Here is a 23,215-nt window from a genome sequence, read left to right as displayed (position 1 = left end):
GATTGAGGATGAGAACATGAAAAAATTAGGGATGGTAAAAAAATTAAGTCTAGTGCTGTGTGGATGCTGGATTTGTTTTCCTGCACAGGCTTGCACCATTGGTTCGGTCAGTGAATCTTTATTGCAAATGAGCTCACAATACCGTAGCCAGACTGCAACCAGTTTTAATGTGCGCTGTGATCGAGGTTATAGCATTCAGTTCAGTAGTCGTAATTTACGTGACAAACATGGCAGCAGTTTTGTGAATAATGGCACACACCGTTTACGCACCAGTATGAGTATTATGGGAGCAAAAACAAATCTGTGGAACACGCCCATCGCAGGGCATGTTTCTACGACAGGACATAAATACAGTGTCGCGGTACGCTTGGATGAACAACCGAGTTTGACAACGCCAGCAGGTCGTTATACCGATGAGTTGTATATTAATTTACTTTTTTAGAGGGCTTCGATGTGCAGCAGATCAGGTATTCAGCAAACAAGATATTCAGCAGGCAGGTATCCAATATCTGCTTTTTTTATCTATTTAGGGTGAATGACAGCAAACGATTTACATTAAATTTATACATAAAACTATGTGTGCAAAACTAGGTATAGGCGATCATCGAGTTGTTAAAAAAATGACAAATGTGTCACCAAAGCATCATATTACTGCAATGCAGCTGCTCTATGCTAGCAAGCATAAAATAAGAATTGAGCAAAAAGGCGATGAGCAATGTATTGGCAAAGCAGAGCAGTAAATTAGAGCGTTACAGCGATGCATTTAAATTTCATTTCAAACAAGATCAAAAACAAAAAAGCAGCCAGCCTACCTCTGAACTCTCAGACCTTGTCCGCCCACGTTTAAAAATTGCCCTTGTAACAGAAACTTGGCCACCTGAAATTAATGGTGTGGCACGTTCACTGTTGCAGCTTTGCAAAGGATTGCAGGAACTTGGACACAAAATTTTATTGATTCGCCCTGAACAAAAACAAGCCTGCACTCAATTCCAACCGTATCAAGAATGTCTGGTAAAAGCACAAGCCATTCCTAAATATCATAATTTACAATTTGGCTGGCCGCAGTGGTCTAAACTTTCGCAGGCTTTAGATGAGTTTCAACCTGATGTGGTGCATATCGTCACTGAAGGCCCTTTAGGGCTTGCCAGTTTACATATTGCAAAATCAAAAAATATTCCAGTATCAAGTGGTTTTCACTCCGCATTTCAAGATTTTAGCCGTTTTTTCGATTTGGCATTTTTACTCAAGCCAATTCAGCACTATCTAAAATGGTTTCATAACAATACCTCGCTGACGTGTGTGCCAAGTAGCCATACTGAAAAATCATTGCGTCAGTTTGGTGTGCAAGGGCCTTTGGTGGTGGTTGGGCGTGGTGTCAATGTTGAATATTTTTCACCAGATTTTCGTTCTACCCAACTGCGAGCAAGCTGGGGTGCGAGTGAAAATACGCGGGTGATGTTGTATGTAGGGCGTTTATCACCTGAAAAAGAAGTCAATCTTATTATTAATGCCTATCAGCGTATGCCAAAAAATACCGAACAGCCTGTGAAATTGGTGATTGTTGGAGATGGGCCAGACCGTGAACGTTTAGAAGCCATGAACGCTCAGGGAGATATCATTTTTACAGGTAGTTTAAGTGGCACAGCACTTGCACAAGCCTATGCCAGTGCCGATGTGTTTGCTTTTGCCAGTCAGGTCGAAACCTTTGGCAATGTCGTGTTAGAAGCTATGGCCAGTGGCTTGCCTGTCATTGCTTATGACTATGCTTGCGCACGTTTACATCTAAAACCGAATGAAACAGGCTGGTTGAGTCCACTCGGTCAGCCAGAAGATTTGGTCGGTCATATCCACCGACTTCCCGATCTTACAACCCTTAGACAGATGGGCGAACACGCCCGCAAAGCGACTTTAAATATTGGCTGGCAGTATCCAGTCCAACAATTTGAGCAGGCGTTATATCTGGTGGCGAAGGAGCTACACATGCCATCTTAGCTATACGCCAAAGAGGAGAGAACTGATGAAGTTTAAAAATGCAAAAATAAGAATGCTGGATCTCGACTTAAAAGGCTGTTTGTATCTTAACCATTTTTCCCACTCTCAGCGGGTGGCACAATTTTTTAAAGTTATTAGCCGTTTGGGCGATGGTGTGTTCTGGTATGTCATGCTCGCAAGTGCATGGATGATGCAGGGCATTGGTTATAGTTTACAAATTATTTATCTGTTGTTAGGCGGATCTGTCGGCACAGGTATTTATAAATATTTAAAACAAAAAACCGTCCGTCCACGTCCGTATCAGGTACACCAAGTGATCCGTTTGGGTGAACGTCCCTTAGATCATTTTAGCTTCCCATCAGGTCACACTTTGCATGCAGTCATGACCACAACGGTTTTGGGTTATATCCAGCCAGTATTGTTGATGTTGATGTTGCCCTTTACGATTTTGGTGGCCGTTTCCCGTATGATTTTAGGCTTGCACTATCCGAGTGATGTGGCAGTCGGGGCGATGATTGGCGGTTCAGTGGCGAGTGCGATTATTTTGGCTGCACCTTATGTAAATATTGTTTTATAAGTCTGGATAAAACCAAATCGAAAATTCAGTGCAGTAATGGCAGGCAGCCCATGCGAAATTTGTTAAAGTAGTCGCTGTCTTGACTAGAATAGGGAATACACATGGGTTTACGTTGGACCGACAGCATCGACATTGCCATTGAGTTATATGAGGCGCATCCCGATGTCGATCCGCAATGGATTCGTTTTACCGATTTACACGCTTGGGTCTGTGCTTTGCCAGAGTTTCAAGATGATCCCGAAAAATCGACTGAAGGCATCTTAGAAGCCATTCAAATGGCGTGGATTGACGAAGCACGTTAATCTAGCGGTGTGAAGCAAGATTGATTTGCCGATCAAGGTCCTGCACAATGCGCTTCATATCGAAAAAAGCAATTTTTTTACACATCAAAAGCAGAAAATAGCCCATTATTCGGTATAATGCGGCAAAATTTTCGCGTCAACATTGACTTAAGGAGCCAATCATGGCTATTGAACGTACTTTATCTATCGTAAAACCAGATGCAGTTGCTAAAAACCACATCGGTGACATCTTTGCTCGTTTCGAAAAAGCTGGTCTTAAAATCGTTGCGACTAAAATGAAACACCTTTCTCAAGCTGAAGCTGAAGGCTTCTACGCTGAGCACAAAGAACGTGGTTTCTTTGGTGACCTAGTTGCGTTCATGACTTCTGGTCCAGTCGTTGTTTCAGTTCTTGAAGGTGAAAACGCAGTTCTTGCTCACCGTGAAATTTTAGGTGCAACAAACCCTAAAGAAGCTGCACCTGGTACAATCCGTGCAGATTTCGCTGTAAGCATCGATGAAAACGCTGCTCACGGTTCAGACTCAGTTGCATCTGCAGAGCGTGAAGTAAACTACTTCTTTGCTCAAACTGAAGTTTGCCCACGTACTCGTTAATACGCAGTATTCAAACCAGATAAGTGTTATTATGCTTATCTGGTTTTTTATTCTCCGATTTTTATTTTCTGAATAAACCTTTGCTCACCTCTTGAGCTTCTCCTTTCATCTTTAGACATGGTTTAGGTATACACACATGAGTACAGAAGTCCTCGCTGCATCTGCGACAGATGTTCAGCAAGCATCTGCGTCCGCTCCTGCACAGTCTGCGACTGCAGAGAAAGTGAATCTCCTTGGCATGTCACGTCCACAAATGGAAAAATTTTTTGAAGATTTAGGCGAGAAGAAATTCCGTGCAGGGCAGGTGATGAAATGGATTCACCAGTTTTTTGTCACAGATTTTGCCGAAATGACCAATATTTCAGGCAAGTTACGTGAAAAACTGGAAAAGATTTGTGAAATTAAAGCGCCTGAAGTGGTGCATAAAAATTATTCTAAAGACGGTACCCGTAAGTGGGTATTCCGTGTGGGTGATGGTGAAGGCTCATTGGTCGAAACCGTTCTGATTCCTGCCGAAGATAAAACTGGCTCACGTAAAACCCTGTGTATTTCATCGCAAGTAGGTTGTGCACTGGACTGTTCATTTTGTTCTACGGGTAAACAAGGTTTTCAGCGTGACCTAACCCAAGCCGAAATTATTGGTCAGTTGTGGATGGCAAACTATTCCTATATGGAAGATGTGCCTGTGATTGAACGTGAGCGTTCTGTGACCAACGTGGTGATGATGGGTATGGGCGAACCGTTGTTGAATTACGATGCCGTCTTGAACGCCATGCGCATTATGCTAGATGACTTTGCTTATGGCATGTCTAAGCGTCGTGTGACTTTATCGACTTCGGGTGTTGTACCTAAAATTGACCAATTGGCACAAGATATTGATGTGGCTTTGGCAATTTCTTTGCACGCCACCAATAACGAACTGCGTGATGAACTTGTTCCAATCAATAAAAAATATCCATTGGAACAATTAATCGCAGCTTGTCAGCGTTATATTGGCAAAGATGGCAACGAAAGTGCGCGTAAACACGTGACCATTGAATATGTCATGTTAGATGGTGTAAATGACCATCCTGAACATGCGCAGCAAATGATTAAGCTACTCAAGAACCTGCCAAGCAAGATTAATTTGATTCCATTTAACCCATTTCCGCACGCGCCGTATGGACGTTCAAGCCGAAATCGAATTATTTCTTTCCAAAAAACTTTGTCTGATGCAGGTTTTGTGTGTACGATTCGTCAGACACGTGGTGATGATATTGATGCTGCGTGTGGGCAATTGGTCGGACAAGTGGCAGACCGCACCCGCCGTGCCGAACAGTGGAAAAAGAAAGTTGCAGCGCAAAATGAAATCATACGCTCGCAAGGATAATGACTTGTATAGATAACTAACTTGCATCGAACGAAGACGCAAAGGGGATGTCCATTGAATAAGCCTGTATTTAAAATCGCACAAATTACAACTGTTTGTATTTCGGCAATTTTTGCTGCAGCTTGTCAAACCACAGCTCCAACCTTAGGGCAAAAAGACCCTGAAAAAGCGGTGCAAGTACGTACGCAGTTGGCAGCAGAATACTTAAAAAATGGCGATTTAGACTCAGCCAAACGTGCACTTGATCAAGCTTTGGAAAGCGATTCACGTGATTCCACCGCTAATATGATGATGGGCGTGTTGCTGCAACAAGAAGGCAGCAAGCTGAATTTAGAAAAAGCCGATGCGTATTTTAAGCGTGCCATTGCCGCTGACCCAAAAAATGCACAAGCGCGTAACAACTATGGTACGTATTTATATCAAGTAGAACGCTATAATGATGCGATTGAGCAGCTCAGTATTGCAGGTGCAACACTGGGTTATGATCAACGCTTTAGAGCATTGGAAAATGTAGGTCGTATTTACTTGAAATTAGGCGATATAGAGAATGCCGAAAAGTCATTCAAACAAGCCTTGCAAGCCAATCGCGATTCTTATGTTTCAATGTTAGAGTTGTCGGAAATTTTATATTTAAGACAACAATTTGCACCCGCGCGACAATTGTATGAACAATTTGTACGTGCTGTGGGGCAAAAAAATCAGGGTGCGCGTGCCTTATGGATTGGGATTCGTTTAGCACGTGCCAATGGCGATCAATTGGGAACTCAGGTTTTAGTGAACCAGCTGCGTGCATTATTTCCCAATAGCCAAGAATACCAACGTTATTTGCAATTACAGTACAGTACTGAGGCCGTATGGAAGTAAATCCTAATTCACCGCAACCCACACAGGGGACAACGCCTGTACCCCATGCATTAGGAAATGTTCAACGTCCAGGTGAGTACCTTCGTCAAATTCGCGTCAATCAAAAACGCGAACTGGATGATGTTTCAAAAGATTTGAAAATTCCATTAAAAACGCTGATGGCGCTAGAGCAAGACGAATATACCGCTTTGCCTGAAGCGACCTTTATTAAAGGTTATTATCGTACCTATGCCAAATATTTACAGGTCGATGCTTCAGCCATTATTCAGCGTTTTGATGAAATTTATGCCAACGATACAGGGTTGTTGCCAAATCACGCCTTGAACAATTCACCCATCAAAATTATGGGAAAACTGCCAGGCTCTAACCGCGATCGCAATAAAAAGTGGCTCACACGTATCGCTGTGATTGTGGCGGTATTGCTGTTGTTGTGGGCATTGGTCGCGCTAATTCAAAACTGGATGTCGTCTGGTCAAGAGGGTGCAGAACCTGAAATTGCAGTACTGCAATCCGATGTGCAAATCATTTCTGACAATGCGACAGGCAGCACGCCTGCACTTGCTTCGGGCGATCAGCTGAATTTGCAATTTGCTCGTCCAACTTCAGTGCATATTGTTGACTCTGCTGGCAATGTTTTAGCGACAGGACGTCAAGCCTCTACTTTAAATTTACAAGGCGAAGCCCCATTTCAAATTCGCTTAGATGATGCGACTGCTGTGTCATTAAGTTTGAACAATGAGTCGATTTCATTATCGCCATATACTGTGAACGGAAAAGCAGAATTCCGTTTATCTCGATAATGCAGCAAGGTAGAGCGATATCATGATTGTAAATCCAATTCAACGCCGTCCGACCCGTAAAATTCGTGTGGGTTCTGTCTATGTGGGTGGTGATGCGCCCATTAGCATCCAAAGTATGACCAATACGGAAACCTGCGATGTTGCTGCAACCGTGGCGCAAATTCAGCGTTGTGTAGATGCGGGCGTAGACATCATGCGTGTTTCTGTACCGACCATGGAAGCCGCAGCTGCATTTGGTGAAATTCGAAAGCAAGTATCTGTGCCGTTGGTGGCAGACATTCACTTTGACTATAAAATTGCGTTGGCAGTTGCTGATGCGGGTGCAGACTGTTTGCGGATTAACCCGGGTAATATTGGTTCGGAAGCTAAAATTCGTGAAGTCGTAGCTGCTGCCAAACATCATGATATTTCTATGCGGATTGGTGTGAATGCGGGATCGCTGGAAAAAGATATTCAGAAAAAATATGGCGAGCCGACAGGTGCAGCATTGCTGGAATCTGCTATGCGTCATATTGATATTTTAGACCGTTTAGATTTTCAGGAATTTAAAGTTTCAGTCAAAGCATCGAATGTGTTTTTAACCATGGATGCTTATCGTTTGTTATCACAACAAATTGATAATCCATTACATTTAGGCGTAACTGAAGCAGGTATTTACCGTACAGGCACCGTAAAATCTGCAATTGCCTTGGGCGGTCTGCTCATGGAAGGTATTGGCGATACTATGCGTATTTCGCTTGCGGCAGAACCTGAAGATGAAGTCAAAATCGGTTTTGATATTCTAAAATCTTTAGGTTTACGCTCTAACGGGATTAACTTTATTGCCTGCCCAAGCTGTTCACGTCAGGAATTTAACGTCATTTCTGTAATGCAGGCATTGGAGGAGCGTTTAGAAGATATTCGTACTCCAATGGATGTATCGGTCATTGGTTGTAAAGTGAATGGCCCGGGCGAAGCTAAAGAAGCTGATATTGGTGTGGTGGGCGCAAGTCCGCGTTCATTGGTTTATCGTAATGGTGAAAAGAGCCATTTAATTGATACCAATCAACTCGTTGATGAAATCGAAAGCATGGTTCGTCAGCGTGTTACAGAGCTTGAACAAGCTAAATCTAAAGAGATTATTCGTACAAATTTTTCTGAGTAAGTCATGAGTTCAATTGTTGCAATTAAAGGTTTTAATGACATTCTTCCAACGCAAACACCTGCGTGGAGACGTCTAGAGCAACATTTAGCATCTTTAATGGATGCTTATGGTTATCAACAAATTCGTTTGCCAATGGTTGAGCAAACCAATTTGTTTAAGCGTTCAATTGGTGATGCGACCGATATTGTTGAAAAAGAAATGTACACATTCTTAGACAAGGGTAATCCGCCTGAGTCTTTGACTTTGCGTCCTGAAGGAACTGCGGGTTGTGTACGTGCCATGTTAGAGCACAATTTGCTACGTGGTGCGACACCGCGCGTGTGGTATATCGGCCCAATGTTTCGTTATGAAAAACCGCAAAAAGGTCGTTATCGTCAATTCCACCAATTTGGTGTAGAAACTTTTGGCGTTGCAACACCAGATATGGATGCCGAACTTATTTTAATGACTGCGCGTTTATGGAAACGTATGGGCGTTGCCGATAAAGTTCGCTTAGAGTTGAATACGCTGGGTGAGTCGGATGAGCGCGCAGCGTATCGTGCCGCTTTGGTTGAGTTTTTGGAAGCGCACAAAGCCGATTTAGATGAAGATTCACAGCGTCGTTTAAGTACTAACCCACTGCGTATTTTGGACTCGAAAGATGCTAAAACGCAAAGCATCCTAGAAAATGCTCCAAAATTGCATGATTTTATGGGTGAAGATACGCTGAATCACTTTGCCCAATTACAGCAGTATTTAACCGATGCAGGCATTGAGTTTGTGATTAATCAAAAACTGGTACGCGGTTTAGATTATTACAATAAAACCGTTTTTGAATGGACAACCACGCATTTAGGTTCGCAAGGCACAGTTTGTGCAGGCGGGCGCTATGATGGTTTGGTTGGGCAGTTGAAGGGTAAGGCAGATCAGTCCGTACCTGCCGTGGGCTTCGCCATGGGCATTGAGCGTTTATTGTTGTTGCTTGAGCAAGTCGAAGACAATACGCCTGTACGTGATTGTGAAGTATTCTTGTTGGCAGATCCAACAACTCAAGGCAAGGCGTTGGTTTTAGCTGAGCAAATTCGTGACCAATTCGAACAAGCGGGCAGCCAGATTCGCTTAAAAGTTGGTTCACAAGGCTCAATGAAAAGCCAAATGAAAAAAGCCGATCAATCAGGTGCAATCTATGCCTTGATTTTTGGTGAGCGCGAAGCGGAAGCACAGCAATTGGCAGTGAAAACCTTGGCAACTGCTGAGCAAACGACTGTTGCAGTGACCAAAATTGTGCCTTTCATCATTGAAAAATTTTCTTCACAATAAGCCAAATAACATAAGGAAAAGGGTAATCCAATGAGCGCATTGAGTGATGACGAACAACTTGATAGTTTAAAATCGTTTGCGAAAAAATATGGTTCAGCCATGATTAGCGGGATTTTAATTGCGTTGATTGCCTTTTTCGGATGGCAATATTGGCAGAAAAAAACCTTGGCAGAGCAGCAAATGAATACTGCTAAAGTGCAACAACTGATGGATGATGCACGTACAGCAGAAGGCAATCCAGATGCCTTCAGTCAATTGTCTGCAACTGCCGATAAAATTGTGAAAGAAGCCCCTGATTCTGCGCAAGCTATTCAAACTCAATTCTTAATGGCTAAACTCGCTTACGATCAGCAAGATTTTGCTGCCGCAGAAAAAGCCTTAAAGAAAGTTGAAAACTCTAAAGTAAAAGACCAAGGCTTAGTGCAATTGGTTAAGTTGCGTTTGGCTTATGCACAGTTGGCGCAAAAGAAATACGATGAAGCTATTCAAAGTTTGGCCGCGGTGACTGATCCTGCATTTAAAGCGACTGCAGATGAAGCGCGTGGCGATGTTTATGTCGCGAAAAATGACCGTGAAAATGCCCAAAAAGCGTATCAAAGTGCATGGGATACTTTGGTGGAACGTAAACAAGAACGTCAAATTTTACAAATAAAACTCGAAAGTGTTGGTGTTTTGGTGGATGATCCTGAAATTGAACGCCCAGTATTAGAAACACAAGTGGATGAGAGCTAATGAATAGAAAGTATAAAATACCGTTTGCACTGACCGTTTTAACCCTCGCTTTAGTGGGGTGTTCTACCAATAAAATTAAAGTTGCAGAAGTTAAGCCAAATCCACTGCCAAAACTTGAGCAAGCACAAAGTCTAGTTCCTGTATTTTCACAAAGCGTTGCATCGACTACATCAGCCGATCCACTACGCCTGCAATTAGATGCCGAAAACGGGGTAATTTATACTGTTGATCCTAAAGGTGAGATGGCAGCCTATCAAGGCAAGCAACGTCTTTGGCAAAAACAAGTGTCTAAGCAAGGCTTAACTGCAGGTGTCAATGCTGCTGATGGCATTGTGGTTGCAGGAAACAGTAAAGGACAATTGTTTGCTTTAGATCAGCAAACAGGTGAGCAAAAGTGGGTTGCACAGTTAACAGGTGCAATTCTTGCGCCATCGTTAATTCAGGCGGGTCGTGTGGTGACTGTAAGTAATGACGGCACGGTATATGCACACAATGCCGAAACAGGTCAGTTGGTGTGGACTTACAACTTGCCAAACGTGCAATTTAGTTTGCGTGGTATGGCTGCACCTGTGGCGCTCGATTCACGTACTGTACTGATTGCTTCTGCAAATGCCTATGTCTATGCACTGGATATTGTTACAGGCGTACCACGTATGCAGCGCCGCGTTGCCATTAGTGAAGGCCGTTCAGACATTCAACGCTTAAATGACATTGATGGCGACCCAGTGGTTGCTGGTCAATTCTTGGTGACCACAAGCTACCAAGGTCAGGTCACCGTATTGGACTTGGCTTCACAACAAGTGATTTGGAGTGAAGATGCAAGCAGTACCAAACGTCCAGAAGTTGCGGGGAATGGTGTATTTGTCAGCACTGCAGATGGTAAAATTGCAGCTTACGAAATCACATCAGGACAAGCACTTTGGGAAAATGACAGTTTACTCAACCGTCGTTTATCTAATCCTGTATTGTTTGGACAATATTTAGTGGTCGGTGATTTAGATGGTGTCTTACACCTTATTGATCCAAGCTCAGGGCAACTGGTTGGACGTTCAAAAACCAATGGCGAAGTCCGTTCATTGCGTGTAATTGACAATCAACTCTATGTCGCAACGCAAAAGGGCGCATTAAGCGTTTGGCAGAACCGCTAATTTTGTTCTGACTTTTATGCTAAAATAGTTGTCCGTATTTTTACGCGGGGTAATTGAATCATCAATGCCCCGTGTTTTTATTTAATAGAGTGGTCGATGTTTTCTCTGTCGTTTGCGTGGTCGCAACGCTGAATCCAACATCCATACTCTGTTCTTTCTTCCACAGTTTCGGATGTACAGACCATTGAAACTGACTGATCTTGAATAAAGGTTAATCTATGAAACCCGTAATTGCGCTCATTGGTCGTCCGAACGTCGGAAAATCAACGCTGTTTAACCAGATTACCAAGAGCCGTGATGCACTTGTTGCCGACTTTGCAGGTCTGACACGTGACCGCAAATATGGTGATGCAAGCTATCAAAATAAATCTTTCATTGTGGTCGATACTGGCGGTATTGGCGAAAGTGAAGGTGGCATCGACTCTTACATGGCTGAACAATCTAAAACAGCCATCCACGAAGCCGATATGATCATTTTTGTGGTCGATGCGCGTGCAGGCTTGTTGGCATCGGATGAGCAAATTGCGCGTGAATTGCGTACTTTGGGCAAAAAAGTATTCTTGGTGGCGAACAAAGTAGATGGCGTACATGCCGAAGCCGCTTTGGTTGAGTTCTTTAAACTAGGTATGGGCGAGCCATTGCAAGTGGCTGCCAGTCATGGTCGAGGCGTTCAGCAAATGCTGGAAGACGTTTTGGCGGATGTTCCTGAAGATGAAAACCCAGATGCACATGATCAAGACACAGGTTTGCGTTTAGCCATCATTGGACGTCCAAACGTGGGTAAATCGACACTGGTTAACCGTTTATTGGGCGAAGAACGTGTAGTGGCATACGATCAGCCGGGTACGACACGTGACTCTGTCTATATTCCGTTTGAGCGCAACGAACGTAAATACACCTTAATTGATACTGCAGGTGTGCGTCGTAAAGGTAAGGTCGATGAAATGATCGAGAAATTCTCGATTGTGAAAACCTTGCAAGCCATGAAAGATGCACACGTGGTGGTGATTGTAGTCGATGCACGTGATGGTATTGTCGAGCAAGATTTACACTTGATTGGTTACGCACTTGAAGCAGGGCGTGCCATGGTGATCGCAATTAACAAATGGGACAATATGTCCGAATATGATCGCAAACAATGTAAGTTAGATGTTGAGCGTCGTTTTGACTTTATTCCATGGGCAAAAATCCACCTAATTTCTGCCTTGCATGGTACAGGCGTGGGCGATTTATATCCTTCTATTCATCGTGCTTATGAATCATCACACTTAAAAGTGTCACCTGCGAAACTGACTCAAATCTTGAATGATGCAACAGATGCACACCATCCACCTAAAGTGCAAGGTCGTGCTATTAAAATGCGTTATGCACACATGGGTGGACAGAACCCGCCAACCATCGTGATTCATGGTAATAAGGTCGATAAAACTCCTGCAGATTACCGTCGCTATTTAGAAAACGTGTTCCGTAAAGTGTATAAGCTAGAAGGCACACCTGTAAAAATTGAATTTAAAACTTCTGAAAACCCATTTGAAGGGCGTAAGTCACAAGTGGATGAACGCACAGCGGCACGTCGTCGTCGTTATGTGCAGAAGTTTAAGAAAGCTGAGAAGAAGTTTAAACGAGGTTAAGGCTTAAACTTTGATGAGTTTGATAAAAAATCCCGAATGTGAATTCGGGATTTTTTTTGAGCGACTTAATTTAAATATGATAGATGTAGAATTAATGACGCTTCGCCAACAAGCTATTTGACAGACGATTTAACCATTGTGGGCTAATACTCGAAAGCTGCATTAGGGTTTTGGCTTTTAAACCGACCGCACGATGCGTATTGGTCAGAATTGAATCTTTAACCGTCGCTTGTTGATACACCACCTGTGCAACATCTTCTGTTGATAAATGCACGCCCATGTTCTGAATGGTGGCTGCATCCATATCTTTAACCATTGCAGTTTGTACAAATAGCGGCATGACATCTAAGACCCGAATGCCATATTTTTGCAACTCTATATCTAAACCTTCTGTAATGCCACGCACTGCAAACTTGGAAGCAGAATAAGAAATTAAATCGGCTTGTCCATAAATCGCAGATGCCGAAGACAGGTTAATCACCCGTGCAAAATTCGCTTGTTTTAAATAAGGCAAAGCCGCATGACAGCCGTTCAACACACCATTCACATTCACCGCCATAGTCCGATGATGCGCTTCTATGGGCGTGTCTTCAAATGCACCTGAGTAGAGAATTCCTGCATTATTCACCAAAATATTCAATTCACCTGCCCATTGGCAAAAATCGGATAATGCAGCTTGCCAACTGGCATAGTCTGCTACATCAAGCAAACCTGCATGCGCACGCTCACCCAATTGTTCTGCCAATTGCTGTGCTTGTGTGAGATGAATATCATAAATACCGACACGGTAACCTTGCCGATAAAACAATTGTGCGATTGCCGCACCAATGCCTTGTGCAGCGCCACTAATCAAGATACTGTGCATTTGAACTTGCTCCCTGATGTTATTTTTGTTGTGCATATCGTCCTTGCCGTCTGAGCATAACAAAAAAATGGTGCATTCGTGCAATAAATTGAAATAAGGAACAACCCATGCAGCAATTGCTTTCAATCATGCAACAGTTACGTCAACAATGCCCGTGGGATCAAAAACAAACCCCAGAAAGTTTGACTCAATACGCAATTGAAGAAGCTTATGAAGTTGAAGCAGCAGTGCGTTCAGGCAAGGTGGATGATGTACGTGATGAGCTGGGTGATTTGTTGTTGCAAGTGGTGTTTCAGGCACAAATGTATAGCGAGCAAGGTGCATTTGATTTTCAAGATGTGGTACAAGCCATTTGCGATAAATTAATTCGTCGGCATCCACATGTGTTTCAGGCAGAACAGTTTGCGCAGCTTAGCGCAGAAGATGTCGCTGCCTTATGGAAAACCATCAAACAACAAGAAAAACAGGGTAAAGCAAAGTCACGTTTAGATGAGGTGAAACATGCACCCGCTTTGGTGCAGGCACAGCAAATTCAGCAGCATGCGGCACAATTGGGCTTTGACTTTCATACCGTGCAAGATGCGTATGGCAAGTTAGAAGAAGAATTGCAAGAATTACAACAGGCGATTCAACAGCAACAATCCGATGAAATACAGGATGAGTTAGGGGATTGTTTGTTTTCTTTAATCAATGTTGGGCGTAAACTTGGCGTGTCCAGTGAGTTGGCATTATTGGGCACAATTCATAAATTTAGAACACGCTTTGCTTACATTGAAGATCAGGCCGAATTACAACAAAAAACAATAGAAGATATGACTTTAGAAGAAATGGATCAACTTTGGGAGCAGGCAAAACAACAATTAAAATGACAGGTTTTGCGGCAACATGAATATATCGCAGCAATTAAAAGTTTCTTTTCGCTTTTTTTCTTTCGGATGGCAGTACTGGCTTGCATTGCTGTTATGCAGTATCAGTGTATGGACTACAGCACAAAATGTGCAATCTAAGCCTGCGCAGGTGGGTGGGCACAGCTATGATCAAAACTATTTAAAATGGAAAGCGCAGCAAGCCGCGCAAGATCAGCGTTTAAGTGCGGCTCAAACCACATCATCAAGCGCAGAACATTATTTAGCACGTCCTACTCAGCAAAGTGCGCATACAAATCAAGTGCGTTTAAATAGCGCTTCACTAGAACAATTGCAGCAATTGTCTGGGGTGGGCATGAAAAAAGCACAAGCGATTGTGGAATATCGAAAACAAAATGGAAAATTCCAAAGTATTGAAGAACTTCAGCAAGTCAAAGGGATTGGGTCTGCCTTATTTGCCAAGAATAAACACAAGTTGGCATTGTAGCTGCAAGCAGAATTTTAGCACTGCACATTGCAAAATTAGCATGTGAATCAAATTGCCCTTTGATTGTGTTAGAGATATGATTAGCGACATCTTATCTGTTTTACGTTCAGACGTAGGAGACAGCGTCTTTTGCAAACTTTGCGCGCGTCAAAATGTGGTTTATCTACCGCTCAATTACCTTCTTCCATTTTAGATGTTCTAGATGCTTTAACCAAAGCAGGCTATGAAGCTTATATCGTCGGTGGTGGAGTTCGTGACTTAATGTTAGGGCTAAATCCGAAGGATTTTGATGCCGTAACCAATGCCACACCCTCACAAGTGAAAGAAGTTTTCGGACGACGTTGCCGAATTATTGGACGACGTTTTGAGCTGGCGCATGTCTATGCAGGGCGTGAACTAATTGAAGTGGCCACTTTCCGTGCGCCACCGAAAAAAGCTGTGACTTCTGCGGCGGGGATGATTCTGCGCGATAATAACTGGGGCACAATCGAGCAAGATTTTGCCCGTCGTGACTTTTCAATCAATGCGTTGTATTACCAGCCACGCAAAGGCATCGTGTTAGATTTTTGCAATGCCGTAGATGATATAAAGCACAGAAACTTGCGTTTATTGGGCGATCCAACTTTACGTTTTGAAGAAGACCCAGTGCGTATGCTGCGTACTTTGCGTTTTGCTGCCAAATTAAATTTCAATATTGATCCAAAAATTCTTAAAATTTTTACGCCTGAAATGACGCAGTTATTGCGTGATGTATCGCCACACCGTTTATATGATGAGTCGCAAAAACTCTTTACGATGGGACATTTAAATAAAGTCCTGCCGATGTTGATTGAGTTTGGTATTTGGCGTCAGTTATTTGCCGACATCAAGCCAGACATCAACTCATTTATTGAACGTGCAGCAAAAAATACCGATCAACGGATTACGATTGGTAAAACCATCAACCCTGCATTTTTCTATGCGGTGCTGTTGTGGCAACCGTTTTTAGAGCGTTGTGACTTTTATCTTTCTAAAGGTGTGGTGGCAGCCGAAGCGCGAGCCCAAGCAGGTTTAGATGTACTGAAACGTCAGGCGACACGTACCATTATTCCTCGTTTTGCTGAAACTTTTATTCGTGAAGTTTGGGAAATGCAAACCCGTTTATTGCAACCGAAACCACAGCAAATTGAAGCATTGTCTGGGCATGCGCGTTTCCGTGCAGGTTTTGACTTTTTATTACTGCGTGAAAAAGCAGGCGATAGCTCGACTTTAGGAATGGGTCAGTGGTGGGATGCCTACCAGCTTATGAGCACCGATGAAAAAGAACGTGCGATTGCCCAATATAACCGATTACGTGCCAAGAGCCGCCGTAAAACAGCGCAAGAACCTGTTGATGTGGCACCAGCAACACATGCTGCCGATATGCAGATTGAACCCTTGGTGAATGAGCCTGAGCCTCGTAGTCGACGTGCGCGTAAAGCCAAACAGTATGAAGAAAATCAGGCGCAATTGACTGCTACAGCAAACGGTTCAGGTATTGGTGCAGATCATCCGATTTTAAAACGTAAACGTGTGCAACGTGATTTAAGCCAAGTGATTTTTGGGCCAACACAATGAGCAACATCACCTATATTGGTTTAGGCAGTAATTTGGGCGATTCGCGTCAAATTTTGACTGAAGCGGTGCAAAAACTGGCAACTTTGGGGCAAGTGCAGACTTCTAAACTGTATCAAAGCCCACCAATGGGGCCACAAGATCAGCCTAATTATTTGAATGCTGTGGTACGTTTAGATACCGAACTTGAAGCCTTGGCATTGTTAGATGAATTACAGCGTTTTGAACAAGAGTCGGGTCGGGTGCGTTTACGTCATTGGGGTGAGCGTACGCTAGATTTAGACTTGTTGATTTATGCTGATACCAACATTCAAAATGAACGTCTGACTGTACCGCATGTGGGGGTGTTAGAACGTGATTTTGTCGTCATCCCGTTGTTAGATTTGGATGCTAACTTAAGCGTTAAGGGACAATTATTAAAACACTCGCCATTGCTTGAACATCCGAGCTTAACTGTTGTAGATGCCAGCAATTGGGCAGGGCTATAAAGTTTTAAATTAAGCATGCGTGATGCTTTTTCCATAGAGGAATATTTTCATGATTAGTTTAAGTGACCTAAGAAAATTTAAAGCGGAAGGTCGAAAATTCTCCTGCCTGACTTGCTATGATGCAAGCATGGCGAAAGCAATGGAAATTGCTGAAATTGATACGATTTTAATTGGCGATTCTTTGGGGATGTCCATTCAGGGGCGTGACTCAACCTTGCCTGTCAGCGTGGCGGATATGGCTTATCATACTGCGGCGGTGCGTCGTGGTAATCAACATGCTTTTATTTTGACTGACTTGCCATTTATGAGTTATGCCACCTTAAATGATGCATTGCAAAGCTCGAAAGAGGTGATGCAAGCGGGTGCACAAATGGTCAAAATGGAAGGTGGTGCATGGCTCAGCGAAACCGTTGCAACACTGACCCGTAATGGTATTCCTGTCTGTGTACATTTAGGTTTAACGCCACAATCGGTGCATGTATTTGGCGGTTATAAATTACAGGCACGTACCCGCGAAGCTGCAGATAAACTGATTGCTGACTGTAAAGCTGTGGTAGAAGCAGGCGCGGCGATTCTGTTACTAGAATGTGTGCCAGCACAGCTAGGTCAAGAAATTTCTGCCTTGTTCCCTGAAATTCCAGTGATTGGGATTGGTGCAGGTGCAGACACTGACGGTCAGGTACTAGTGGTGCAAGACATGCTGGGGCTGACTTTTGGTCGTGTCGCAAAATTTGTACGTAACTTTATGAAAGAACAAGCGGGTGAAACTGCCATTTTGGATGCATTTAAAGACTATCATGCTGCAGTTCAAGATGGTTCTTTCCCTGCACGTGAACAAACTTTCCAAGTCGAGTTGTAATATGAAAACTGAAACCACAATTCAAGGCTTAGCGGCTTCATTACAGCCTGCACGCGCTGCGCGTAAAACCATTGGTTTTGTTCCGACTATGGGCAATTTGCACGAAGGGCATTTGACCTTGGTGCGCGAAGCGAAAAAAATATGTGATGTGGTGGTGGTCAGTATTTTTGTCAATCCAATTCAATTTGGCCCTAATGAAGACTTTGACAGTTATCCGCGAACTTTAGACCAAGACAGTCAATTGTTGGCAGAAGTCGGTTGTGACATTATTTTTGCGCCTTCAGTTGAGCAAATGTATGGCAGCAAACCACGTTTGACCAATATTTCAGTGAGCGAGATTACGGCAGACTTATGTGGCTTGCAGCGTCCTGGACACTTTGATGGTGTTGCGGTGGTCGTGACCAAGTTATTCAATATGGTACAGCCAAACTATGCTTTCTTTGGTGAAAAAGACTATCAACAACTGGCAGTCATTCGTCAGTTTGTACGTGACTTGAATATTCCGCTAGAAGTGATTGGTGTGCCAATTGTACGTGCAGCAGATGGTTTGGCACTTAGTTCACGCAATGGGTATTTGAGCGCTGAACAGCGTCAAATTGCACCGACAATCTATCAAAGTTTAAAGGCTGCTGCACAAGCATTACAGCAAGGTGAAACTTTGTCACAAGTGTTAGCGAATATTAAAGCAACATTGACAGCAGCAGGCTTTGTTGTGGACTATGTAGAGGCGCGTACAACAGAATTGCAGAAAATTGAAGCATTTAGTGAAGATCTGGTGTTGTTCGTTGCAGCAAAATTGGGCAATACACGTTTAATTGATAATTTGCAGGTCAAACATTCTGCATAGCTGGCAATAGAAGGGTTGCATGCCATGAAACGTATTTTGATCGTGACAGGTCAATCGGGTTCAGGAAAATCTTCGGCATTACAAGTGTTGGAAGATTTGGGTTATTACTGTATTGATAATTTACCTTTGGCATTGCTTCCCGAAATTGTGGATAAACTGGATCAGGAAAATAACTTGGAACAGTTGGCATTGGGGGTAGATGTACGCAGCACCCGTGCCGACTTGCAAGAGTTTGATTTGGTATTTGAGCAACTGCAAAAGCATGGTTCAGTCGATATTATTTATCTGACCACGCAAGATCAGGAATTGATTGCCCGTTTTAGCGCATCACGCCGTCCGCATCCACTCTCTAGCCGTTTTAAAAGCTTGAATGAATGTATTCAAGAAGAAAAAAACTTGTTGATGCCGATTCAGTTCCGCTCTACGGTTCATATTGATACCACTGACAAAAGCGTGCATGATTTAAAACATGTGTTGTTGTCTAAGCTTGGGCAAACTGACAAATTGATTGTAATTTTACAATCCTTTGGCTATAAGCACGGAATCCCCTTAGATGCCGATTATGTGTTTGATGTGCGTCATTTGCCCAATCCCCATTGGGATTTGGAGCTAAGAAAACATTCAGGCTTAGATGCACCTGTGCAGGAATTCTTGCAACAAAGTCCGCAAACCCATGAAATGTTTCAGGACATCCACCAGTTTTTAGAAAAATGGTTGCCAGCCTTTGCCGAAGGGCATCGTCACTACATCACCATTTCAATTGGCTGTACGGGTGGGCAACACCGTTCCGTTTATATCGTAGATAGACTAAAAAAAGCACTTGAGGCAAAATGGTCTATTCAAGTCTTACACCGAGAAATGAAGCACTGGTCATGATTGACACAACTGTTGACGTAATTAATAAACTAGGTTTACATGCACGGGCATCTGGGAAACTGATTGAAGTGACCACCAAATTCCGTTCGTCAATCCAAATTGGTAAAGGCGACAAATTGGTTGATGCCAAAAATATTATGTCCTTGCTCATGTTAGGTGCAGGCAAGGGAACTACTTTACGCTTGGTGATTGATGGTGCAGATGAAGAAAAAGCTTTATCTGATATTCAAGCACTGTTTGCAGCAAAATTTTACGAGGCAGATTAATCGTGGCACGTCGACCGCAACGTTTTACCGAAGATGACTTTGAATCTTTAGAAGGGCGTGCAAGTAAAACCGAACAGAAAAAAGCCGTACAACGTATGGCTGCACTGGGCGAACAATTGGCGCAGTTAAGCGCCAAACAAATTCAGAAACTTCCAGTAGAAGAGCGTTTAATTGATGCTTTACTGGAATTGCAAAGTATTACTTCACATGAAGCACGTCGTCGTCAGTGTCAGCGTATTGGTAAATTGTTGCGTAATGAAGATGAAAGCGTAATTTTGTCTTATTTGACGCCGCAGCAAGGTGCGAAAAAAACCGCACAGTTACAGCGTTGGGTAGAGCGAATTATTAAAGACGGCGACCCTGTGATTAATGATTTTAGTAAAACCTATAAAGCAGCTGAGCGTCATACGCTGCGTCAGCATGTGTTGCGTATCCACCGTGATATGAAACAGGAAGTGTCTGCGGAAGAACTTGAAGCATCTAAACTTAAGTTGTTTAACTATGTGCAGCAAGTGGCTTTGCTGTCAGAAAACTAAGCTATCAGAGAACCAAGTGATCAAACGCGAGCTTGTCTGATTGCAATAAAAAACGACTCATAACGAGTCGTTTTTTATTGTCTTTTATGTGTAAGGATTTTCAAATTTTAGCCGAACTCACCGACTGAACGCTCTTTGGCCCATTCACGCAGTACAAATTTTTGTAATTTACCTGTCGATGTTTTTGGAATTTCAGTAATCACCACATCCTTTGGTACTTTAAAACGCGCCAAATGTTGACTGCAATAGGCAATAATTTCTTCAGGGCTGACCTGCTTGCCTTCTTTCAGTTCAATAAAGGCACACGGGACTTCCTGCCAACGTGGATCTGGTTTTGCCACCACTGCAGCAGTCAAAATTGCAGGATGTTGATACAACACCTCTTCCACTTCGAGTGAAGAAATATTTTCACCACCTGAAATAATCACATCTTTAGAGCGGTCAGTAATTTTGGCGTAGCCATCGGGTTGGCAGACAGCTAAATCGCCCGTATGGAACCAGCCACCTGCAAATGCTTCTGCGGTGGCTTCTGGGTTTTTCAAATAACCTTTCATCACGATATTGCCACGGAACATAATTTCGCCCATGGTTTTGCCGTCTTTTGGTACAGGTTGCATGGTTTCTGGGTCTAAAACTTTCATGCCATCTTGCAGCGGATAAGGCACGCCTTGACGCGAATGTAATTGTGCTTGTTCTTGAATGGATAGGTCGCTCCAGCCTGCTTGAGAAGCACACAGCGCAGATGGGCCATAGGTTTCAGTTAAGCCATAAACGTGAGTTACGTTAATGCCAATATTGCGCATACCTTCAATAATTGCTGCTGGCGGTGCAGCACCCGCAACCATCACTTCAACACGGTGATCAAACTGGGTCTTTTTCTCCTCAGGGGTGTTGATGAGCATCGACAAGACAATTGGCGCACCGCAGAAATAATCGACTTTGTGCTCTGCAATTAATTTAAAAATCAGTTCAGGGTCGACTTTACGTAAGCAGATATTGGTGCCACCGTTGGCTGCCATCGTCCATGCAAAGCACCAGCCATTACAGTGGAATAGGGGCAGTGTCCATAGGTAGGTTGCACGTGGGGTCATCCCGCAGGCAATAATATTACTGGCTGCATTAATGTAGGCACCGCGATGATGATAGACCACGCCTTTCGGGTTGCCTGTCGTGCCAGACGTATAGTTCAGGCTAATTGCATCCCATTCATCTTGTGGCAAATGCCATTCAAAATTTGGGTCACCTGCAGCTAGCCAAGTTTCGTATTCAATCTGTCCGATGCTAAGGGCATTGGCAGCATGCTCATATTCTGCATCGTTGACATCAATCACGTAAATTTCATGATTGACCATCGCTAAGGCTTCTTGTGCCAAAGCCGCAAATTCAGGGTCAACCAAAAGCACTTTGGATTCTGCATGATCGAGCATAAACGCCAGTGTTTTGGCATCTAAACGAGTGTTTAGTGTGTTCAGCACTGCACCCGCCATTGGCACAGCAAAGTGTGCTTCTAGCATGGCAGGAACATTCGGAAGCAGCACCGAAACAGTGTCATTTTTGCTGATGCCTAAATTTTGAAGTTGATGTGCAAATTGGCAGCAGCGCAAATAAGTTTCGCGCCAGGTAATTTGACGTGAACCGTGAATAATCGCGTTTTGGTGCGGGTAAATATAAGCTGCCCGTTCTAAGTAACGTAACGGGGACAAGGCGACAAAATTCGCAGGGGTACGCGGTAATTCATCGTATGCGCTGACCATTGTTATTCTCCATAATATGTGTCGTTATTTTATCCAACTTAAAAAGATAGGGATTTTATGACAGCTTTGCAGTTATGCTTTAGTCGAAAATCTGTTGTTTTTGTTTTGAATCGCTTGTAAGTAAATTTAAAAAATAGTTTAAGTAAAATTTAGCAGCTATTTTTTATTCAATAAAAGTAGTAGTTTATTGGAAAATATTAACTTATTCTGTCATTTGGCTTTTATAGAGTGATGGGCTGAGACCTGTCCAACGCTTAAATGCACGTCGAAATTCGCGTAATTCACTAAAGCCAAGTTGTTGGCTAATTTCAGTCATGCTCAAAGGCTGTTGTAGCAGTTGTTTGGCTTTATTTTCCAAAACGTGTTGGCGCAGGTTTTGGAAGTTGCAGCCTTCGGCAAGTAATTGTCTGCGTAAATGTCTTTCGCTCATTTGAAAATGTTGTGCCGCTTGGTGCATATCAAAGTGCTGAGGTAAATGCTGTTCGATTAGATAACTCAACACGTGTGCATATTGCTGTTGATTAATCGCCTGCATATCCTGATACGCTTGTTGGCAGACACGCAGGGCGGTGCTGTAATTGGCGGCACTAGAGGTTTTAATTTGGCGTCCTAAAATCTCTGGTCGGAACACCAAAGCATTCATGTATGATGAAAAGTGCAGAGGACATTGATAATGCACCTGATAAGCCTCTAAATAGTCGGGTTGGGCAAAACTAAAATGCACTTCGACCAAATCTTGATGATTGCCAAGCATGACGTCTAAGCAGCTAACAATACTGGAGAGGACTTCATCGCAAAAAAGCGCAGTAAGTTCCCCGTGGGATAACGCTCTTTCATCACCAGTGTAGGAGAGGTCGAGGAAAAATCGTACTCCAAATCCATCACACTGCCTGAAATGGGATGGTACTGCAGTCCTGTCTGTAAGGCTTCTACAACATTTTGACTGGACACCATGGCAAAACCGAGCATGCCCATGGAAATCAGCCCCTTGTCACGTCCAATTTCTAAGCCTAAATGTGCACATTGAGTGTCTTGCAGGGCGCGTGTCACCACTTTGCAAATATCTTGAAATGAAACAAAACCATTGCCTTGGACGATTTGATCAAGATCTTGAGAAATTCCCTGAAACCATGGTTGATAGGGGATCTGTTGTTCTTTGGCGTAATGAATCAGACCTGACAATAAGGCAGGCGGCACGTGCTGCAGCAAGTAGTTTGAAGTTGCTGACATAAGTCCGATTATCCCCCCATGCCATTGTCGCTTTGACCCTTATTTGCCGTGATGCAATTTTGTTTAATGGCGTTGATCAGCGTCATGACTGATTGTA

Annotated in this window: 26 protein-coding genes; 22 read left to right on the top strand and 4 right to left on the bottom strand. The window is 43.3% G+C overall.

Going from position 1 to position 23,215, the window contains the following annotated elements; genetic code table 11:
• Positions 1 to 16: 16 nt before the first annotated feature.
• The 13 genes from FTU92_RS00290 to der all read left to right on the top strand — a co-directional run bounded on the left by FTU92_RS00290 (position 17) and on the right by der (position 12,451).
• Positions 17 to 442: a hypothetical protein gene (locus tag FTU92_RS00290; RefSeq protein ID WP_004975083.1), complete on the top strand. Its 426-nt coding sequence runs from the start codon at positions 17 to 19 to the stop codon at positions 440 to 442.
• 266 nt (positions 443 to 708) lie between these two features.
• Entirely contained in the window at positions 709 to 1,992 is a 1,284-nt protein-coding gene (locus FTU92_RS00285) for a glycosyltransferase family 1 protein (protein ID WP_180043967.1), read from the top strand.
• A 25-nt stretch (positions 1,993 to 2,017) separates the two neighbouring features.
• Positions 2,018 to 2,569 (top strand): phosphatase PAP2 family protein, encoded by a 552-nt coding sequence (locus FTU92_RS00280; protein WP_004975087.1) that lies wholly within the window; start codon positions 2,018 to 2,020, stop codon positions 2,567 to 2,569.
• 101 nt (positions 2,570 to 2,670) lie between these two features.
• A complete protein-coding gene (iscX, locus tag FTU92_RS00275; RefSeq protein ID WP_004975089.1) occupies positions 2,671 to 2,871 on the top strand; it encodes a Fe-S cluster assembly protein IscX in 201 nt (66 codons plus the stop codon).
• 161 nt (positions 2,872 to 3,032) lie between these two features.
• The gene (gene ndk / locus FTU92_RS00270) at positions 3,033 to 3,464 is read left to right on the top strand and encodes a nucleoside-diphosphate kinase (protein WP_004975092.1); all 432 of its coding nucleotides are present in this window, start codon (positions 3,033 to 3,035) and stop codon (positions 3,462 to 3,464) included.
• A gap of 136 nt (positions 3,465 to 3,600) precedes the next feature.
• Positions 3,601 to 4,833 carry a 23S rRNA (adenine(2503)-C(2))-methyltransferase RlmN gene (gene rlmN, locus FTU92_RS00265; RefSeq protein ID WP_004975094.1) on the top strand — a complete coding sequence of 411 codons (1,233 nt, stop codon included), beginning with the start codon at positions 3,601 to 3,603 and terminating at the stop codon, positions 4,831 to 4,833.
• Between the two features lie 75 nt (positions 4,834 to 4,908).
• On the top strand, positions 4,909 to 5,697 hold the full coding sequence (pilW, locus tag FTU92_RS00260) for a type IV pilus biogenesis/stability protein PilW (RefSeq protein ID WP_371971077.1): 789 nt from the start codon (positions 4,909 to 4,911) through the stop codon (positions 5,695 to 5,697).
• Positions 5,688 to 6,497, top strand: a complete 810-nt coding sequence (locus FTU92_RS00255) for a RodZ domain-containing protein (protein WP_004975098.1) — start codon at positions 5,688 to 5,690, stop codon at positions 6,495 to 6,497. The genes pilW and FTU92_RS00255 overlap by 10 nt, the downstream gene beginning before the upstream one ends.
• Positions 6,498 to 6,519: 22 nt before the next feature.
• Positions 6,520 to 7,641, top strand: a complete 1,122-nt coding sequence (gene ispG, locus FTU92_RS00250) for a flavodoxin-dependent (E)-4-hydroxy-3-methylbut-2-enyl-diphosphate synthase (RefSeq protein WP_004975100.1) — start codon at positions 6,520 to 6,522, stop codon at positions 7,639 to 7,641.
• 3 nt (positions 7,642 to 7,644) lie between these two features.
• On the top strand, positions 7,645 to 8,940 hold the full coding sequence (gene hisS / locus FTU92_RS00245; protein ID WP_004975101.1) for a histidine--tRNA ligase: 1,296 nt from the start codon (positions 7,645 to 7,647) through the stop codon (positions 8,938 to 8,940).
• Between the two features lie 30 nt (positions 8,941 to 8,970).
• Positions 8,971 to 9,672, top strand: a complete 702-nt coding sequence (locus FTU92_RS00240; protein WP_096901519.1) for a tetratricopeptide repeat protein — start codon at positions 8,971 to 8,973, stop codon at positions 9,670 to 9,672.
• Entirely contained in the window at positions 9,672 to 10,820 is a 1,149-nt protein-coding gene (gene bamB, locus FTU92_RS00235) for an outer membrane protein assembly factor BamB (protein ID WP_096901518.1), read from the top strand. The genes FTU92_RS00240 and bamB overlap by 1 nt, the downstream gene beginning before the upstream one ends.
• 218 nt (positions 10,821 to 11,038) lie before the next feature.
• Positions 11,039 to 12,451 carry a ribosome biogenesis GTPase Der gene (gene der, locus FTU92_RS00230; protein WP_154320373.1) on the top strand — a complete coding sequence of 471 codons (1,413 nt, stop codon included), beginning with the start codon at positions 11,039 to 11,041 and terminating at the stop codon, positions 12,449 to 12,451.
• A 91-nt stretch (positions 12,452 to 12,542) separates the two neighbouring features.
• On the opposite strand, the gene FTU92_RS00225 is transcribed toward der, so the two are convergent.
• Positions 12,543 to 13,316 carry an SDR family oxidoreductase gene (locus tag FTU92_RS00225; RefSeq protein ID WP_180095243.1) on the bottom strand — a complete coding sequence of 258 codons (774 nt, stop codon included), beginning with the start codon at positions 13,314 to 13,316 and terminating at the stop codon, positions 12,543 to 12,545.
• A gap of 107 nt (positions 13,317 to 13,423) precedes the next feature.
• On the opposite strand from FTU92_RS00225, the gene mazG reads away from it, so the two are divergent.
• The 9 genes from mazG (at position 13,424) to yjgA (ending at position 20,134) form a co-directional block, all read left to right on the top strand.
• On the top strand, positions 13,424 to 14,185 hold the full coding sequence (gene mazG, locus FTU92_RS00220; RefSeq protein ID WP_004975111.1) for a nucleoside triphosphate pyrophosphohydrolase: 762 nt from the start codon (positions 13,424 to 13,426) through the stop codon (positions 14,183 to 14,185).
• A gap of 16 nt (positions 14,186 to 14,201) precedes the next feature.
• Positions 14,202 to 14,669 carry a ComEA family DNA-binding protein gene (locus tag FTU92_RS00215; protein WP_096901517.1) on the top strand — a complete coding sequence of 156 codons (468 nt, stop codon included), beginning with the start codon at positions 14,202 to 14,204 and terminating at the stop codon, positions 14,667 to 14,669.
• 129 nt (positions 14,670 to 14,798) lie between these two features.
• Positions 14,799 to 16,265: a polynucleotide adenylyltransferase PcnB gene (gene pcnB, locus FTU92_RS00210; RefSeq protein WP_136144688.1), complete on the top strand. Its 1,467-nt coding sequence runs from the start codon at positions 14,799 to 14,801 to the stop codon at positions 16,263 to 16,265.
• Positions 16,262 to 16,750: a 2-amino-4-hydroxy-6-hydroxymethyldihydropteridine diphosphokinase gene (gene folK / locus FTU92_RS00205; RefSeq protein ID WP_180095240.1), complete on the top strand. Its 489-nt coding sequence runs from the start codon at positions 16,262 to 16,264 to the stop codon at positions 16,748 to 16,750. The genes pcnB and folK overlap by 4 nt, the downstream gene beginning before the upstream one ends.
• Before the next feature lie 49 nt (positions 16,751 to 16,799).
• Positions 16,800 to 17,609 (top strand): 3-methyl-2-oxobutanoate hydroxymethyltransferase, encoded by an 810-nt coding sequence (panB, locus tag FTU92_RS00200; RefSeq protein WP_096901515.1) that lies wholly within the window; start codon positions 16,800 to 16,802, stop codon positions 17,607 to 17,609.
• Between the two features lies 1 nt (position 17,610).
• Positions 17,611 to 18,456, top strand: a complete 846-nt coding sequence (panC, locus tag FTU92_RS00195; protein ID WP_004975122.1) for a pantoate--beta-alanine ligase — start codon at positions 17,611 to 17,613, stop codon at positions 18,454 to 18,456.
• Positions 18,457 to 18,480: 24 nt separating this feature from the next.
• Positions 18,481 to 19,332, top strand: a complete 852-nt coding sequence (rapZ, locus tag FTU92_RS00190; protein WP_180095237.1) for an RNase adapter RapZ — start codon at positions 18,481 to 18,483, stop codon at positions 19,330 to 19,332.
• Positions 19,329 to 19,598 carry an HPr family phosphocarrier protein gene (locus tag FTU92_RS00185; protein ID WP_026438354.1) on the top strand — a complete coding sequence of 90 codons (270 nt, stop codon included), beginning with the start codon at positions 19,329 to 19,331 and terminating at the stop codon, positions 19,596 to 19,598. Before rapZ ends, FTU92_RS00185 begins: the two co-directional genes overlap by 4 nt.
• Before the next feature lie 2 nt (positions 19,599 to 19,600).
• Positions 19,601 to 20,134, top strand: a complete 534-nt coding sequence (gene yjgA / locus FTU92_RS00180; RefSeq protein ID WP_131260753.1) for a ribosome biogenesis factor YjgA — start codon at positions 19,601 to 19,603, stop codon at positions 20,132 to 20,134.
• 107 nt (positions 20,135 to 20,241) lie between these two features.
• Here yjgA and FTU92_RS00175 read toward each other — a convergent pair whose 3' ends face one another.
• From FTU92_RS00175 to FTU92_RS14000, 3 genes are all read right to left on the bottom strand, one after another.
• The gene (locus FTU92_RS00175) at positions 20,242 to 21,888 is read right to left on the bottom strand and encodes an acyl-CoA synthetase (protein ID WP_131260752.1); all 1,647 of its coding nucleotides are present in this window, start codon (positions 21,886 to 21,888) and stop codon (positions 20,242 to 20,244) included.
• Positions 21,889 to 22,090: 202 nt separating this feature from the next.
• Entirely contained in the window at positions 22,091 to 22,642 is a 552-nt protein-coding gene (locus tag FTU92_RS14210) for a helix-turn-helix domain-containing protein (RefSeq protein ID WP_322873888.1), read from the bottom strand.
• 5 nt (positions 22,643 to 22,647) lie between these two features.
• The gene (locus tag FTU92_RS14000; RefSeq protein ID WP_257230254.1) at positions 22,648 to 23,118 is read right to left on the bottom strand and encodes an AraC family transcriptional regulator; all 471 of its coding nucleotides are present in this window, start codon (positions 23,116 to 23,118) and stop codon (positions 22,648 to 22,650) included.
• Positions 23,119 to 23,215 lie beyond the last annotated feature (97 nt).

The sequence above is a fragment of the Acinetobacter sp. YH12205 genome, assembly GCF_013418125.1.
Classification (GTDB): Bacteria; Pseudomonadota; Gammaproteobacteria; order Pseudomonadales; family Moraxellaceae; genus Acinetobacter; species Acinetobacter towneri.
Note: the sequence above shows the minus strand (reverse complement) of the source record. Positions and strands in the feature narration are given on the sequence as shown.